Consider the following 12,833-nt stretch of genomic DNA (forward strand, 5'->3'; position numbering starts at 1 on the left):
GCCATGCACCTGCTCAGGACCCAGCCCGGCGGTTTCGTGTCGGACGACAACATCGCCGACCTTGGACAAACCCCCGCCGAGCTGGTGATCCTGTGCAGCGGCGATTCCAGCCTGGCGCTGCTCGCAGAAGCCGCGCAGCAATTGCCCGACGACTACCCCAGCGTGCGCCTGGCCAACCCGATGCAGGTGCAAAACCATGCCTCGGTCGACCTGTATGTCGACGAAGTGCTGCGGCACGCCAAGGTGATTCTGATTTCGCTGCACGGCGGCATCGCCTATTGGCGTTACGGCATCGAGCGGCTGGTGGAGCTTTCCCAGCGGGGCGTGCAACTGATTCTGGTGCCGGGTGATGATCGCCCGGACCCGGAACTCAGCGACCTGAGCACCGTGGCGGCCGGCGATCGCGACCGGCTCTGGCAGTTTTTGCGTCAGGGCGGCATGGGCAATGCCCTGGATTTTTTCCGCTGCCTGGCCACTCAATGGCTTGGCCGCGATTACGCCTGGGCCGAGCCACAAACCCTGCCGCGCACGGCGATTTACCATCCGAAAAAAGCCCCGCAGCCCTGAAAGACTGGCAAGCCGATTGGCACGCCGATCAACCGGTGGCGGCGGTGTTGTTTTACCGCTCGCATTTGCAGGCGGCCAATACCGGTTTTATCGATGTTTTCTGCCAGCGTTTGCAGGCGGCGGGGTTAAATCCCTTGCCGATTGCCGTGGCCAGTTTGAAAGAGCCCGGCTGCCTGACGGTGGTCGAGGATTGGCTGGATGAAGTCGAGGCGGGGGTGATTTTGAACACCACCGGTTTCGCCCAATCCAGCCCCGAAGCGCCGCACCTGCGCCCGTTTCGCCGCAACATCCCGGTGATTCAGGCGATTTGCGCTCAGGACAACGAGCCAGGATGGCGCGCCAGTGAGCAGGGCCTCGGTCCGCGTGACCTGGCGATGCACATCGCATTGCCGGAACTGGACGGCCGCATCATCAGTCGCCCGATCAGCTTCAAGGACTTGGCGTGGCGCAGCGAGCGCAGTCAGTCGGACGTCGTTTGCTATCGTCCTCAACCCGAACGCATGGATTTCGTCGCCGAACTGGCGCGGCGCTGGATCGATCTGGCGCGGCTGGCGAACAGCGAAAAACGTATCGCGTTGATCCTCGCCAACTACCCGACTCGCGACGGCCGCATCGGCAATGGCGTCGGCCTCGATACCCCGGCCGCCGCGTTGAATATCTTGCGTGCGCTGCAGGTCGAGGGTTATCCGCTGTCGGCCGAGTTACCGGACAGCGGAACGGCGTTGATCCAGCAATTACTCGGCGGGGTCAGCAACGACCTCGATACCCTGGATCAGCGTCCCTGTCATCAAAGCCTCGCGCTGGACGAATACCGGCAGATGTTCGACGCCTTGCCCGAGGCCAACCGCCAAGCCGTGCTGGAACGCTGGGGCACGCCCGAAAGCGATCCGATGTGCCGTGGCGGACGAATGATGATCGCCGGCCTGCGCTTCGGCCTGACCTTCGTCGGCGTTCAGCCGGCGCGTGGTTATCAGGTGGACCCGAGCGCGGTGTATCACGACCCGGACCTGGTGCCGCCGCACGGTTATCTGGCGTTCTACTTCTGGCTGCGCAACACCTACGGCGCCCACGGCGTGATTCACGTCGGCAAGCACGGCAACCTCGAATGGTTGCCGGGCAAAGGTGTCGGACTCTCGGAAAACTGCTGGCCGGACGCATTGCTCGGGCCGCTGCCGAACATTTATCCGTTTATCGTCAATGACCCGGGCGAGGGCGCGCAGGCCAAGCGCCGCACTCAAGCGGTGATCATCGATCACCTGATGCCGCCGCTGACCCGCGCTGAAACTTACGGGCCATTGCGCAATCTCGAATTACTGGCCGACGAGTATTACGAAGCGCAACTGCTCGATCCGCGTCGTGCTCGGGAATTGCAGCGCGACATCCTGCAACTGGTGCGCGACACCCACATTGACCGTGAACTGCAACTGGACGAAAAACTCGACAGCGATGCCGACGCGGCGATCTGGTTGCCGCGTCTGGACACCTATCTGTGCGATTTGAAGGAATCGCAGATTCGCGATGGCCTGCACATCTTTGGCGAGTCACCGACCGGGCGCTTGCGCATCGACACCTTGCTGGCCTTGCTGCGGATTCCCCGTGGCGATGGTCGTGGTGCGCAATCCAGTTTGCTGCGAGCGTTGGCGAAGGCGTTCGAGCTGGGATTCGATCCTCTGGATTGTGCGTTGGCCGAGCCGTGGACCGGGCCTCGTCCAATTGAACTGCAACTGATGAACGATGAACTCTGGCGTACGGCGGGCGATACCCGTGAACGACTGGAATTGTTCGCCGCACAACTCATCTCGCAAACATTGAGCACCGAGCGCGGACTCTGTGGGAGCGAGCTTGCTCGCGATGCGGTTGAACATTCAACATTGATGTCGATTGACCCACCGCTATCGCGAGCAAGCTCGCTCCCACAGGTTCCGCGCTGGGCAGAAGTGCAAGCCATCCTCGACAGCCTGCGCGAAGTCGTCGCACCACGCCTTGACGCCTGCGGCCCAGCCGAAATGCGCGGTCTGCTCGACGCCCTGAAGGGCCGCTTCGTTCCCGCCGGCCCCAGCGGCGCACCCAGCCGCGGCCGTCTGGACGTGCTGCCTACCGGGCGCAACTTCTATTCGGTGGACGTGCGCAACCTGCCGACCACCACCGCGTGGCGCATCGGTTTCCAGTCGGCCAACCTGATCCTTGAACGACATCTGCAAGACCACGGCGATCATCTGCGCCAACTCGGTTTGTCCGTGTGGGGCACCGCGACCATGCGCACTGGCGGCGACGACATTGCCCAAGCCATGGCGCTGATGGGCGTGCGTCCGGTCTGGGCGACCGGCAGTCAGCGGGTCGACGATTTCGAGATTCTGCCGCTGAGCTTGCTCGACCGCCCGCGTGTGGACGTTACCTTGCGCGTCTCCGGTTTTTTCCGCGATGCCTTTGCCAACCTGATCCGCTTGTTCGACGCCGCGGTGCAAGCGGTCGCCGCGCTGGATGAGCCCGACGACCTGAACCCGTTGGCGGCCAAAGTGCGTGCCGAACGTGAAGCGTTGATGCAATCGGGGCTGGATGAAGACGCTGCGAATCGTCAGGCCGGTTGGCGAATTTTCGGGGCCAAACCGGGTGCGTATGGTGCCGGCGTGCAGGGCGCCATCGACGGGCGTCTGTGGCAAAGCCGCGAAGATCTGGCCGAGGTATACCTGAACTGGGGCGGCTATGCTTATGGCGGCTCCGACGAAGGTACCGCCGCTCGCGAACAATTCGCCCAGCGCCTGAGCCAGGTGCAAGCGGTGCTGCAAAACCAGGACAATCGCGAGCACGACTTGCTCGATTCCAACGATTATTACCAGTTCCAGGGCGGCATGCTCGCCGCCGTAGAAAGCCTCAGCGGTGAAGCCGCGGCCAGTTACCACGGCGATCACAGTCAACCGGACTTGCCGAAAATCCGCACCTTGAAGGAAGAGCTGAACCGGGTGATTCGTTCCCGGGCGGCCAATCCAAAGTGGATCGACGGGGTCAAGCGTCACGCCTACAAAGGCGCGTTTGAACTGGCGGCGACGGTCGACAACCTGTTTGCGTTCGACGCCACTACGCAACTGATTGACGATCACCAGTACGCGTTACTGGCCGACGCTTATTTGCTCGATCCGGCGACTCGCGATTTCGTTCGCGAGCACAACCCACATGCGTTGCGAGACATGACCGAACGGATGCTGGAAGCGCAGCAGCGAGGGATGTGGAAGGAACCGGGCGAGTATCGCGAGGCGCTGGAGAATTTGTTGTTGGATATAGAAGAAGATTCATGAGGGCATGATCGTTCCCACGCTCTGCGTGGGAATGCCTCAACGGACGCTCCGCGTTCGGCTCTGGGGACGCAGAGCGTCCCATGCTGCATTCCCACGCGGAGCGTGGGAACGATCACATCACCGACCACAAACGAGACCCGACATGACCGACACCCCGCATTTCCCGTTATCCGCCGTGGTCGGCGCCGACGACTTGAAGCTCGCCCTGTACCTGACCGCGATCGACCCGAAAATCGGTGGCGTACTCATCGAAGGCCCTCGCGGCATGGCCAAATCGACCCTGGCCCGTGGTCTGGCAGATCTGCTCGCCAGCGGTCAATTCGTCACGCTGCCGCTGGGTGCAACCGAGGAACGACTGGTCGGCACCCTCGACCTGGATGCGGCGCTGAGCGATGGCCGTGCGCAATTTTCCCCCGGCGTACTGGCCAAGGCTGACGGCGGCGTGCTCTATGTCGATGAGGTCAATCTGCTGCCCGATCACCTCGTGGACCTGTTGCTTGACGTCGCCGCCAGCGGCACCAACCTGATCGAACGCGACGGCATTTCCCATCGGCATTCGGCGAAATTCGTACTGATCGGCACCATGAACCCGGAAGAGGGCGAGCTGCGTCCACAACTGCTCGATCGCTTTGGCCTGAACGTTGCGCTCAGCGGCCATACCGCACCGACCGAGCGTGGTCAGATCATCCGTCGACGACTGGATTTCGACAGCGATCCGCAACAGTTCTGCGCGCAGTGGGAACATCAACAGCAGGCGCTGCGCGAACGCTGCGAGAAGGCCCGTAGTCTGTTGGCGAGCATCCCCCTCGACGATCAAGCGCTCGCGCTGATTACGGAGCGCTGCTTTGCCGCCGGGGTCGATGGCTTGCGCGCCGACCTGGTCTGGCTGCGCGCCGCCCGCGCCCATGCCGCATGGCAAGGGGCGAACGCGATCACCGAGGACGATATCGACGCCGTCGCCGACTTCGCCTTGCGTCATCGTCGCCGCGAGCAAACACCGCCGGCACCGCAATCCAGTCAGTCACCGTCTGCGCAACCTTCCAACCCGAGCGAAGGCCAGGGCCAATGGGGAGACATGCCGGCCCAGGCGTTGCCGGTCGGCGCCCGCCGTGAAGTGCCGAGCTGGCCAAAAGAGCCTTAGGCATTCGCCCTCGATCTGATGCGGGGGCGAATGCCAGACCCCGCGCAGGACGGCTGAACAACGGCAAGCAAGGCAAGCGTCACGCTGCACGCAGCGGCTCGATCAATTGGCCCGGAACCTTGCTCAACGGCCGGCCACGTCAACGCAGCGATGTACTGTTCCATCTGCGCACGCGAAGCGCCCATGAATTGTGGCTGGTGATCGTCGATGCGTCGGCTTCGACGCGGCGTCATCAAGCATTAAGCGATGCCAAGGGTTTGCTGGCGCAGCTATTCGACGATGCCTATCGCCAACGTGCGCGACTGGCGTTGCTGACGGCCAGCGGCAATGTGCCGAAATGGCAGGTGCAAGGCTTGAAAGCCTCCAGCGGTTTGCGTACCTGGCTTGATGGGCTGGGTGCAAGCGGCGGCACGCCAGTGTTGGCGGCGCTGGAAGAGGCAGGGCGCTGGTTGGCGGCGCGGAAAAAACGCTTCCCGGCGGAACAGCAACGGGTGTTGCTGCTGACCGATGGGCGATTGAAAGAGTGGTCAGTTCTGCCTGCTCTGGATTGTCCCATTTTGCTGGTGGATATCGAAAGAGGAGCGATTCGACTAAACCGGGCTAAACGGTTGGCAAGTGACTTGTGTGCCACTTATTTGCATATCGATATCCCGGAATCCCCCATTGTTTTCTGAGGGTAAATGTTCGGGGCGGCACCACTGATGGGCGATCAGTGGTGTGGGGACTCGCAGATCTAAATAAAGTTAATCAGCCCATCCAAAATGGAACCGGTAGCTTGGGTTTTGATGGTTACGGATTTTTTTTACTACTTCGTTAGTGTAGTAGCAATTAACTCGGTGTCGATCGAGCAAATCAATTACTTCGTTGTGTGGGTGTGGGTCATTCGAAGTGCCGAACTTTCGGTTGTTATGGCTGATAATTGCATGATCAGGTTTAATGGCGAGCATTGCGTTGTTGGAAATATTTTCTCTACTGCCATGATGTGGGACTTTTAGAAATCTCGCAGATATGTCGGTTTTTTCTTCGATCAGCCGTTCAAATACCGAGTTGTCTGCATCACCTGTAAATAACCAGTCGCCGCTGTCGTGCTGGTGTTTGAATACAATGCTGGCTCGGTTGGAGTTCAACTTTACGTGCCGGGAGACGTAGTAATCTATATTGTTTTTTGAGGCACCGGCGAGTGACTCACTGAGCGTGATGAAAAATAAATGCACGAATTTTCGCGCAAAGAACCCATACTCCAATTGGCTTTCGATGTGGCGTTGCAAAACCAGTGGTGAGACATAGTTAATTATTTCTTCTCTCGGAAGCTCTATTCCATATTCCGAAAGTATAGTCAGCGCTTGTTCGATGGACGTTTCGGAGGTTGGGAAGTCGTCGAAAATTTTTTCGGGGTGGCGAGGGGGTTCAATATTGTTGCGTGGGTGCACAAAGTATCTCCCTGTGCGACCAACTGCGGGTGCAAGGTGCTGATCAACTTCCAGTTCGGCTGTTTAAGTTTTTCAGTGGTGTGTTTTTTTAGATAGCCGTATATTTTTGTTATTTCAGGAAGATAGTAGGGGATATAAGTGTGGGAAATTTCTATTTTTTTTGACTTTAATAGTCGCGGAACCCCACCGATATGATCTTCGTGTGAGTGGGTGATTAGTAACCGATAAATACCTGGGCTCAGTATGTTTTCAATATTCGCCTTGGCGGGACCTGTGTCTATTAGAAGCGGTGGATCGCTTAAATCACAACCTTGTCCTGGATTCAGAATAAAGGCGTCGCCTTGACCTACGTTTATTACAGTTAGCATTGTGAACACTCGGCTTCCATGGCAAATGATGCGCCTCGTCTTCCGGATTGCGATATTGGGAGTGCAAAGTATCGTCCCGGGCGGGCAGAGAGACGATACTAATATGCCATCATCGTGTCTAGCTCAGGTTACTTACTCATCGCCTGACGATACTGGCGAGTCCGTCGGCTGATGTACAACTGGTCAAGAATCAATGCCCACAGCGCCGATACCTGCGGCTGAGGCTTACGCCCGCGGCTGAGTCGCTTGAGCTGAAACTTCACCACCGCCATGTTCGCCAGCGCGGCCAATGGTTTGCGTTTCCAGCGGATCGGCGGCAACTGCGGGTGACTGTTCTGACCTTGGCGCCACTGTTTGACCAATTGCGGTTCGACGGCCATCGCCGTGCCAATGCCGGCCATGGCGATGCCGCTGTCGAGCACCTGCTCCACGATAGCCAGACGCCGGATGCCACCGGTTACCATCACCGGCATGTTCGCCACACTGGCCAGTTCACCGGCCATTTCCAGAAAGTAGGCTTCGCGCGCCAAGGTCCGGCCGTCGCGGGCTTCACCTTGCATCGCGGGGGCTTCGTAGCTGCCGCCGGAGAGTTCCAGCAGGTCGATGCGTTGCTCATTGAGCCACCGGATCACCTGACGGGCATCGTCGGCATCAAAACCGCCACGCTGGAAGTCGGCGGAATTGAGTTTCACTGCCACACAAAACTGCGGCGATACCGCCTCGCGAACGGCGCGGACCACGTCCAGCAGCAAACGCGCGCGATTTTCCAGTGATCCGCCCCAACGGTCGGTCCGCTGATTGGTCAGCGGCGAGAGGAACTGGCTGAGCAGGTAACCGTGCGCCGCATGGATCTGCACGCCAGTGAACCCGGCCTTTTCGGCGAGAGCTGCGCTGGTGGCGAAGCGGGTGATCACCTCGCTTATATTGGCCTCGGACATGGGTTTGGGCTCGGCAAACATCTTCGAAAAGCCCCCCAGGTCCAGCGCCACCGCCGACGGCGCCAAGGCTTGTTGGCCGAGGTTGGCCATGGTCTGGCGGCCGGGATGGTTCAATTGCACCCAGAAATGCGCACCACCGGCCCGGCCAATGGTTGCCCACTGACGGAACTGTTCGATATGCCGTTCGTCTTCCAGCACCACGCCACCGGGGCCGGTCATGGCGCGGCGATCGATCATGACATTGCCAGTCAGCAACAGGCCGGCTTCGCCCTCGGCCCAGGCCTGATACAGCTGAAACAAGGCGCGTGACGGCCCTTGGCCGGTATCGGCGAGGTTTTCTTCCATCGCGGCTTTGGCGATACGATTACCGACGGTCTGGCCGTTGGGTAGATTTAACGCTTGGAAGGGCGACATGCTTGACTCCTCATCAGTGAAGCGTAGAGGCTAAGCTTAAAGTTAACTTTAATGTCAAGCAGGCAAATGAGGCCGTGATGAAAATTGGTGAATTGGCGCAGTTAAGCGGCTTGAACGCTTCGCGAATCCGGTTTTACGAAGCTCAAGGGTTGATCAGTCAGGTGGCGCGCTCGGCCAATGGCTACCGGCGATACTCAGAGCAGGCCCTGCAAACACTGATGATTATTCAGTGTGCCCAACAGGCGGGGTTCAGCCTCGAAGAGCTGAAGCAGTTATTACCTGACACCGTAACGGGCGAGTTCAAGCGCGATGAACTGGTGGCGGGGCTTGTGCGAAAAGTCGAGCAGATCGAAGAAATGCAACTTCACCTGGCCCAGAGCAAGGCGAAGTTGCTGGGGGTGATCGAAAGCATCGAAGTGCGACCCGAAGGGATAGCCTGTGATGCGAATGCCGAGAGGGTGCTGGCGTCGCTCAAGCATCAGTTCTGATCGATGCATGAATCACCGTAAGCCTGGTAGCGCAGGACATGAGTGGCGCCCGTGGTGTCGACATAGGTCATCTCCCGTGGGCCGATGCCGCAATAATCGCCGTTGGTGATGTTGATGACCCTGGCAATGTTCAGCGATTTCGAATAGCTGTAGTCCTCGACGTTCGAGGGGCTGGCGTTGTCGGCAGAAGCAGCGGCGGCAGTGCCGCTCAGGGCAATCAGACACAGCGCGGACAGAAGGCTTTTCATGATGGGGCTCTCGTAGTGGCTACTGATCAATTTCAGTGGCAGTACGACGAACCCCGTACGGGTTTATTCCAGGCTCAGGGAGAAGTTTTTGCACCGGAATCGGATTGCGCATCAGCGTGCCCACCACCAAGGCACACAGCAACGCCACCAGCCCGGCGACGCAGAGCAACAGACTGAAGCCGCCGACAAAGGCCTGACGCGCCAATGGCTCGACCACTGAGCGTGCAGTTTGCGGTAGCAGGTTCATGGCCGCCGCCATGTCACCGGCAACTACCCGCGAAGCAATGCCTTGTGCCTGGCTGAGCCACACCACGCCTTGAGTGGAAAGGCTGTCGCGCAACAACAGTTCGGTATGACTGGAGAGCAGCGCGCCGTAGACACCGATGGCCAGCACGATGGCGCTGAAACGCATGGTGGTGCTCATGCCCGACGCCATGCCGGTGCGCTCGCGGGGTACGCACGCCATGATGTTCTTTTGCGTGTCGCCATTGAGCAGCCCGGCACCCGCGCCGGTCACGGCAATCGCCAGGGCAAAGGGCAGGTAGCCGCCGCTGCTGACCGCCCAGGCACTGAGCAAGTTGCCGCTGCCGACGAGCGTCAACCCGGCCGCCATCAAGGTGGCAGGCGAAAAACGGCCGGCCAGTCGCGCGCCGATGCGTGGGCAGATCAGCATGGTCAACGCAAACGGCAGCATCCCCAGCCCCGACGCAATCGCCGAAAAGCCCAAGCCGTTTTGCAGGTAAAACGGCAGCAAGGTCATCATCACTTGAGCGCAACCGGCGTAGGCAAACATGCCGAGCAGTGCGCCGATAAAACGCGGATGCTTGAACAATTGCAGGTCGACCATCGGCCGCTGTTGCATCCGCTCAATCACCACGAACAGCCCCAACAATAACGCGCCGCCGATGAGCCGGACGTAAGTGGTCGGGTTGTTCCAGCCAATCCGGTTAGCCTCGATCAACCCCCAGATCAGGCACAACAAACTTGCACTGAATGCCAGGCTGCCCCAGGGATCGAGGCGTGCGGATTGGGCGTCTCTGGATTCCGGTACGGTGCGCCAGACCATGACCATCAAGAACACGCCAATGGGCAGGTTGAGGTAAAAAATCCAGCGCCAGCCGATGTATTCGGTGATCAGCCCGCCGACCGTCGGCGCCGCGGTCATCGCCACCCCCATGCACGCCCCCCAGAACGCCCAGGCTTTGGCCCGCTCGACTTCATCGTGAAAGGTGTGGCCAATGGAGGCCAGTGCCGAGGTCAACAACAGTGCCGCGCCGACCCCCTTGATCGCCCGCGCAATATCGAGGAACAACGCGTTGGGCGCCGCACCGCACCCGAGGGACGCAAGAATGAAAATGCCCAGGCCCCAGAGCAGGGTTTTCTGCCGGCCAAAGCGGTCGGCAATGCTGCCCGCGGGCAGTAGCAGGGCGGCGAACGCCAGCATGTAGGCGCTGACGACCCATTCGATGTCGGCAAAGTTTGCGCCGAGGTCCCGTGCGATGGTCGGCAACGTGACCGCGACGATGTTGGTGTCCAGCACGATCAGCGAGCAGACACCTGAGGCTGTGAGTAACGTCAGTCGCGGGCTGACCTTGGGTTTGACGGGCATGACCGGAGCTCTTTACTGTGAGGGGCCATGCAGCTTATCGCCAGCAGGGGCTTGCTTTGTTAGGCATGGACCGTCAATTTATTACCTTTGGGCTAACGCACTAATGGAAATTCGCCATTTTCGCTATTTTCTGGCCGTTGCCCGGCAGCGCAATTTCACCCGCGCCGCCGAACATTTGGGCATCGCGCCGCCGACCTTGAGCCGACAGATCCAGGACATGGAAAGCGAACTGGGGGCTCGGTTGTTCTTGCGCCAGCAGCGTGACGTGAAGCTGACCGAGGCGGGCGCGGCGCTGGTGATCGAGGCCGAAGCCACCGTGCGCCAATTCGAATGTGCACAGCGCAACGCACAGCGGGCTGGGCGTGGCGACATTGGTCATATCGAACTGGGTTACGTGGCCTCGGCGGTGTTCGGCGGCGTGCTGCAAAAACAGGTGCAAGCCTTCAGCCGCGAATGCCCCGACGTGAGTCTGAATGTGCGGGAAAGCTCCATGGCCACGTTGCCGGCCATGGTGCTCGATGGTCGATTTGACATGGGCTACGTCCGTTCGCCGATGACGCTGCCGGAAGGACTGGACGAGATCCGCCTCGACGCAGAAGGTTTTGTGCTCGCGGTCTCGGCCGAGTCCTGGCTGTGCCGTTTGCCGGACATCGGCCCGCAACATTTGCAAAACGAGACGTTCATCCTGCCGGAACAAATCAGCGGCACCTTGCAAGTGGCCGCCCAAGGCGGCTTTTCGCCGACCCTGGGGGCGCAACCGGGCGGGTTGGTGGCCGTGATTGCCTTGGTGTCGTTGGGGCAGGGCGTGGCAGTCGTGCCGGAATCGGTGGTCGGCCACGTCGGTTTGCCCGGCGTCCTGTATCGCAAGATCAGCGGCTGTGAAGCGACGTCCTGGCTGTCGCTGATTTATCGTCGCTTCGAGAAATCGGCGGCGGTGGTGAGGTACATCGAGCAGGTCAAACATTCCTGAGCACGACAATTTCGCGAGCAAGCTTGCACGCGATAGCGTCCTGTCAAACACCACTATTGCCAAGCCTTAACACCCGGCTCGACGATTCAACCGCTCAAAGGCCCGAGGCACGGTACACAATCTGCGCAACGTCTGGCGCAACCATGCTAGATCGTGACTCGGCGCCTGGCGCACATATCGCGGCCTGAGCCTGCCGACGTGGTGGGCGAAATCCTGCTCCAGGGTCTCCTGAGAGCCAATGCCCTTGAGTTTCTTCCTCAATCTCCCGTCCTTGAAAAACAGCACCGTCGGCGTACCCGTAACGTTCGGATGCCGAGGTGATTCGCTGGTGTTCAACACGTAGATATTCGCGTGATGGCGATAGCGCTCGGCAACCTGGCGAAAGATCGGTTCCGCCCATTCGCAGGCCGGGCAGTGTTCGTTGCCGAAATACAGGATCACAGGACGCCAGGTTTTCAGTGCCTTGCGATACACCGGGGCCAGCGAGGTCAGGTGGTTTGTCGAGCTCATTGAAATCTCCTTTTCACAACGACCATCGAGGGTTTGTCGACGGTAAAGGAGGGGAATGAGGTGCGTCTACTGTCAGAAATTACAGGTGGGAAACTTCTTACGTTGTCTCGGAAGTTGCGCACGGTATTACACGATTCTCCCGACGGAGATCTCAGAAATCCAGATGCGTATGACGTGATACTTTTTGTGCAATCGAGAACAAGCACTGTTCAGGATCTGTAATGAGACACCCTTGCCTTGGGGGCGTGAAATTTCTCTCAAAAGGATGGAACTCAGATGCGCTTTAGAGTGCTATTTTTAGCGTCTCTAAAAGCACTCATAGGAACAAATTCATGACACATATCGTGCTTTCGCAAGTCGTGGCGAGCATCTCCGAGCTGAAAAAAAACCCGATGGGTACGGTTGCTGCCGGTGGTGGTTTATCTGTTGCGATCCTCAACCGTAATGAGCCGGCTTTCTATTGCGTTCCCGCCAAGGAGTACGAAGCGATGATGAGTCGTTTGGAAGATTTGGAGTTAATCGCTCTTTGCAAAGAACGAGAGAACGATCCCACCATAAAGGTTTCAATTGATGACCTATGAGCTGGAATTCTCTGAAAAAGCGTGGAAAGAATGGCAAAAGCTGGGGGGCAACCTAAGGGAGCAATTCAAAAGGAAGCTTCAGGAGCGACTGCTTAATCCGCATGTTCCCGCAGACCGGCTAAGCGGGCTTGGAAATGCTTACAAGATCAAGCTACGTGGTGCTGGATACAGGATGGTTTATCGAGTGAAGGACGAGGTGTTGATAGTGACTGTCATCGCCGTGGGGAAACGAGAACGGGGCGATGTTTACAAAAATGCAGGCGATCGCTGACGGGA

General features: G+C 59.2%; 14 protein-coding genes. 8 read left to right on the forward strand and 6 right to left on the reverse strand.

All coding sequences use genetic code 11. From position 1 onward, the window contains the following. Window positions 1–3 precede the first annotated feature (3 nt). The 4 genes from AB4N76_RS27625 (at window position 4) to AB4N76_RS27640 (ending at window position 5,675) form a co-directional block, all read left to right on the forward strand. Complete coding sequence (locus tag AB4N76_RS27625) at window positions 4–567, forward strand: hypothetical protein (protein ID WP_460163810.1); 564 nt, start codon at window positions 4–6, stop codon at window positions 565–567. Next, complete coding sequence (gene cobN, locus AB4N76_RS27630; protein ID WP_460163811.1) at window positions 480–3,860, forward strand: cobaltochelatase subunit CobN; 3,381 nt, start codon at window positions 480–482, stop codon at window positions 3,858–3,860. Before AB4N76_RS27625 ends, cobN begins: the two co-directional genes overlap by 88 nt. 142 nt (window positions 3,861–4,002) lie before the next feature. Beyond that, window positions 4,003–5,001 (forward strand): ATP-binding protein, encoded by a 999-nt coding sequence (locus AB4N76_RS27635; RefSeq protein WP_460163812.1) that lies wholly within the window; start codon window positions 4,003–4,005, stop codon window positions 4,999–5,001. Continuing rightward, a complete protein-coding gene (locus tag AB4N76_RS27640; protein WP_460164649.1) occupies window positions 4,983–5,675 on the forward strand; it encodes a vWA domain-containing protein in 693 nt (230 codons plus the stop codon). Before AB4N76_RS27635 ends, AB4N76_RS27640 begins: the two co-directional genes overlap by 19 nt. A 69-nt stretch (window positions 5,676–5,744) precedes the next feature. On the opposite strand, the gene AB4N76_RS27645 is transcribed toward AB4N76_RS27640, so the two are convergent. The 3 genes from AB4N76_RS27645 to AB4N76_RS27655 all read right to left on the reverse strand — a co-directional run bounded on the left by AB4N76_RS27645 (window position 5,745) and on the right by AB4N76_RS27655 (window position 8,151). Continuing rightward, on the reverse strand, window positions 5,745–6,431 hold the full coding sequence (locus AB4N76_RS27645) for a ComEC/Rec2 family competence protein (protein WP_460163813.1): 687 nt from the start codon (window positions 6,429–6,431) through the stop codon (window positions 5,745–5,747). Next, on the reverse strand, window positions 6,338–6,799 hold the full coding sequence (locus tag AB4N76_RS27650; protein WP_460164650.1) for an MBL fold metallo-hydrolase: 462 nt from the start codon (window positions 6,797–6,799) through the stop codon (window positions 6,338–6,340). The genes AB4N76_RS27645 and AB4N76_RS27650 overlap by 94 nt, the downstream gene beginning before the upstream one ends. A gap of 128 nt (window positions 6,800–6,927) precedes the next feature. Further along, window positions 6,928–8,151, reverse strand: coding sequence for an NADH:flavin oxidoreductase/NADH oxidase family protein (locus tag AB4N76_RS27655; protein WP_077430248.1), 1,224 nt, complete (start codon window positions 8,149–8,151; stop codon window positions 6,928–6,930). Window positions 8,152–8,228: 77 nt separating this feature from the next. On the opposite strand from AB4N76_RS27655, the gene AB4N76_RS27660 reads away from it, so the two are divergent. Then, on the forward strand, window positions 8,229–8,639 hold the full coding sequence (locus AB4N76_RS27660) for a MerR family transcriptional regulator (protein ID WP_046027445.1): 411 nt from the start codon (window positions 8,229–8,231) through the stop codon (window positions 8,637–8,639). On the opposite strand, the gene AB4N76_RS27665 is transcribed toward AB4N76_RS27660, so the two are convergent. Further along, window positions 8,630–8,887: a DUF2790 domain-containing protein gene (locus AB4N76_RS27665; RefSeq protein ID WP_046027444.1), complete on the reverse strand. Its 258-nt coding sequence runs from the start codon at window positions 8,885–8,887 to the stop codon at window positions 8,630–8,632. The two genes, AB4N76_RS27660 and AB4N76_RS27665, sit on opposite strands and share 10 nt — an antisense overlap. A 19-nt stretch (window positions 8,888–8,906) precedes the next feature. Then, window positions 8,907–10,496: an MFS transporter gene (locus tag AB4N76_RS27670; protein ID WP_460163814.1), complete on the reverse strand. Its 1,590-nt coding sequence runs from the start codon at window positions 10,494–10,496 to the stop codon at window positions 8,907–8,909. A gap of 103 nt (window positions 10,497–10,599) precedes the next feature. On the opposite strand from AB4N76_RS27670, the gene AB4N76_RS27675 reads away from it, so the two are divergent. Beyond that, window positions 10,600–11,466, forward strand: coding sequence for a LysR family transcriptional regulator (locus AB4N76_RS27675; RefSeq protein WP_077430245.1), 867 nt, complete (start codon window positions 10,600–10,602; stop codon window positions 11,464–11,466). 66 nt (window positions 11,467–11,532) lie between these two features. Here the strand turns inward: AB4N76_RS27675 and AB4N76_RS27680 are convergent, their stop codons facing one another. Continuing rightward, window positions 11,533–11,976 (reverse strand): thioredoxin family protein, encoded by a 444-nt coding sequence (locus tag AB4N76_RS27680; protein ID WP_046027441.1) that lies wholly within the window; start codon window positions 11,974–11,976, stop codon window positions 11,533–11,535. Window positions 11,977–12,308: 332 nt separating this feature from the next. On the opposite strand from AB4N76_RS27680, the gene AB4N76_RS27685 reads away from it, so the two are divergent. Then, window positions 12,309–12,557 (forward strand): type II toxin-antitoxin system Phd/YefM family antitoxin, encoded by a 249-nt coding sequence (locus AB4N76_RS27685; protein ID WP_046027440.1) that lies wholly within the window; start codon window positions 12,309–12,311, stop codon window positions 12,555–12,557. Further along, the gene (locus AB4N76_RS27690) at window positions 12,547–12,828 is read left to right on the forward strand and encodes a type II toxin-antitoxin system RelE family toxin (protein ID WP_077430244.1); all 282 of its coding nucleotides are present in this window, start codon (window positions 12,547–12,549) and stop codon (window positions 12,826–12,828) included. Before AB4N76_RS27685 ends, AB4N76_RS27690 begins: the two co-directional genes overlap by 11 nt. The last annotated feature ends 5 nt before the right edge of the window (window positions 12,829–12,833 follow it).

The organism is Pseudomonas sp. S2_F03 (genome assembly GCF_054668335.1).

What these genes read in the sequence shown, in the direction of transcription:
- AB4N76_RS27670 (WP_460163814.1), bottom strand. Translation starts at nt 10,496, where the DNA reads ATGCCCGTCAAACCCAAGGTCAGCCCGCGACTGACGTTACTCACAGCC.
- AB4N76_RS27675 (WP_077430245.1), top strand. Translation starts at nt 10,600, where the DNA reads ATGGAAATTCGCCATTTTCGCTATTTTCTGGCCGTTGCCCGGCAGCGC.
- AB4N76_RS27625 (WP_460163810.1), top strand. Translation starts at nt 4, where the DNA reads ATGCACCTGCTCAGGACCCAGCCCGGCGGTTTCGTGTCGGACGACAAC.
- cobN (WP_460163811.1), top strand. Translation starts at nt 480, where the DNA reads ATGGCTTGGCCGCGATTACGCCTGGGCCGAGCCACAAACCCTGCCGCG.
- AB4N76_RS27660 (WP_046027445.1), top strand. Translation starts at nt 8,229, where the DNA reads ATGAAAATTGGTGAATTGGCGCAGTTAAGCGGCTTGAACGCTTCGCGA.
- AB4N76_RS27665 (WP_046027444.1), bottom strand. Translation starts at nt 8,887, where the DNA reads ATGAAAAGCCTTCTGTCCGCGCTGTGTCTGATTGCCCTGAGCGGCACT.
- AB4N76_RS27680 (WP_046027441.1), bottom strand. Translation starts at nt 11,976, where the DNA reads ATGAGCTCGACAAACCACCTGACCTCGCTGGCCCCGGTGTATCGCAAG.
- AB4N76_RS27650 (WP_460164650.1), bottom strand. Translation starts at nt 6,799, where the DNA reads ATGCTAACTGTAATAAACGTAGGTCAAGGCGACGCCTTTATTCTGAAT.
- AB4N76_RS27655 (WP_077430248.1), bottom strand. Translation starts at nt 8,151, where the DNA reads ATGTCGCCCTTCCAAGCGTTAAATCTACCCAACGGCCAGACCGTCGGT.
- AB4N76_RS27685 (WP_046027440.1), top strand. Translation starts at nt 12,309, where the DNA reads ATGACACATATCGTGCTTTCGCAAGTCGTGGCGAGCATCTCCGAGCTG.
- AB4N76_RS27690 (WP_077430244.1), top strand. Translation starts at nt 12,547, where the DNA reads ATGACCTATGAGCTGGAATTCTCTGAAAAAGCGTGGAAAGAATGGCAA.
- AB4N76_RS27635 (WP_460163812.1), top strand. Translation starts at nt 4,003, where the DNA reads ATGACCGACACCCCGCATTTCCCGTTATCCGCCGTGGTCGGCGCCGAC.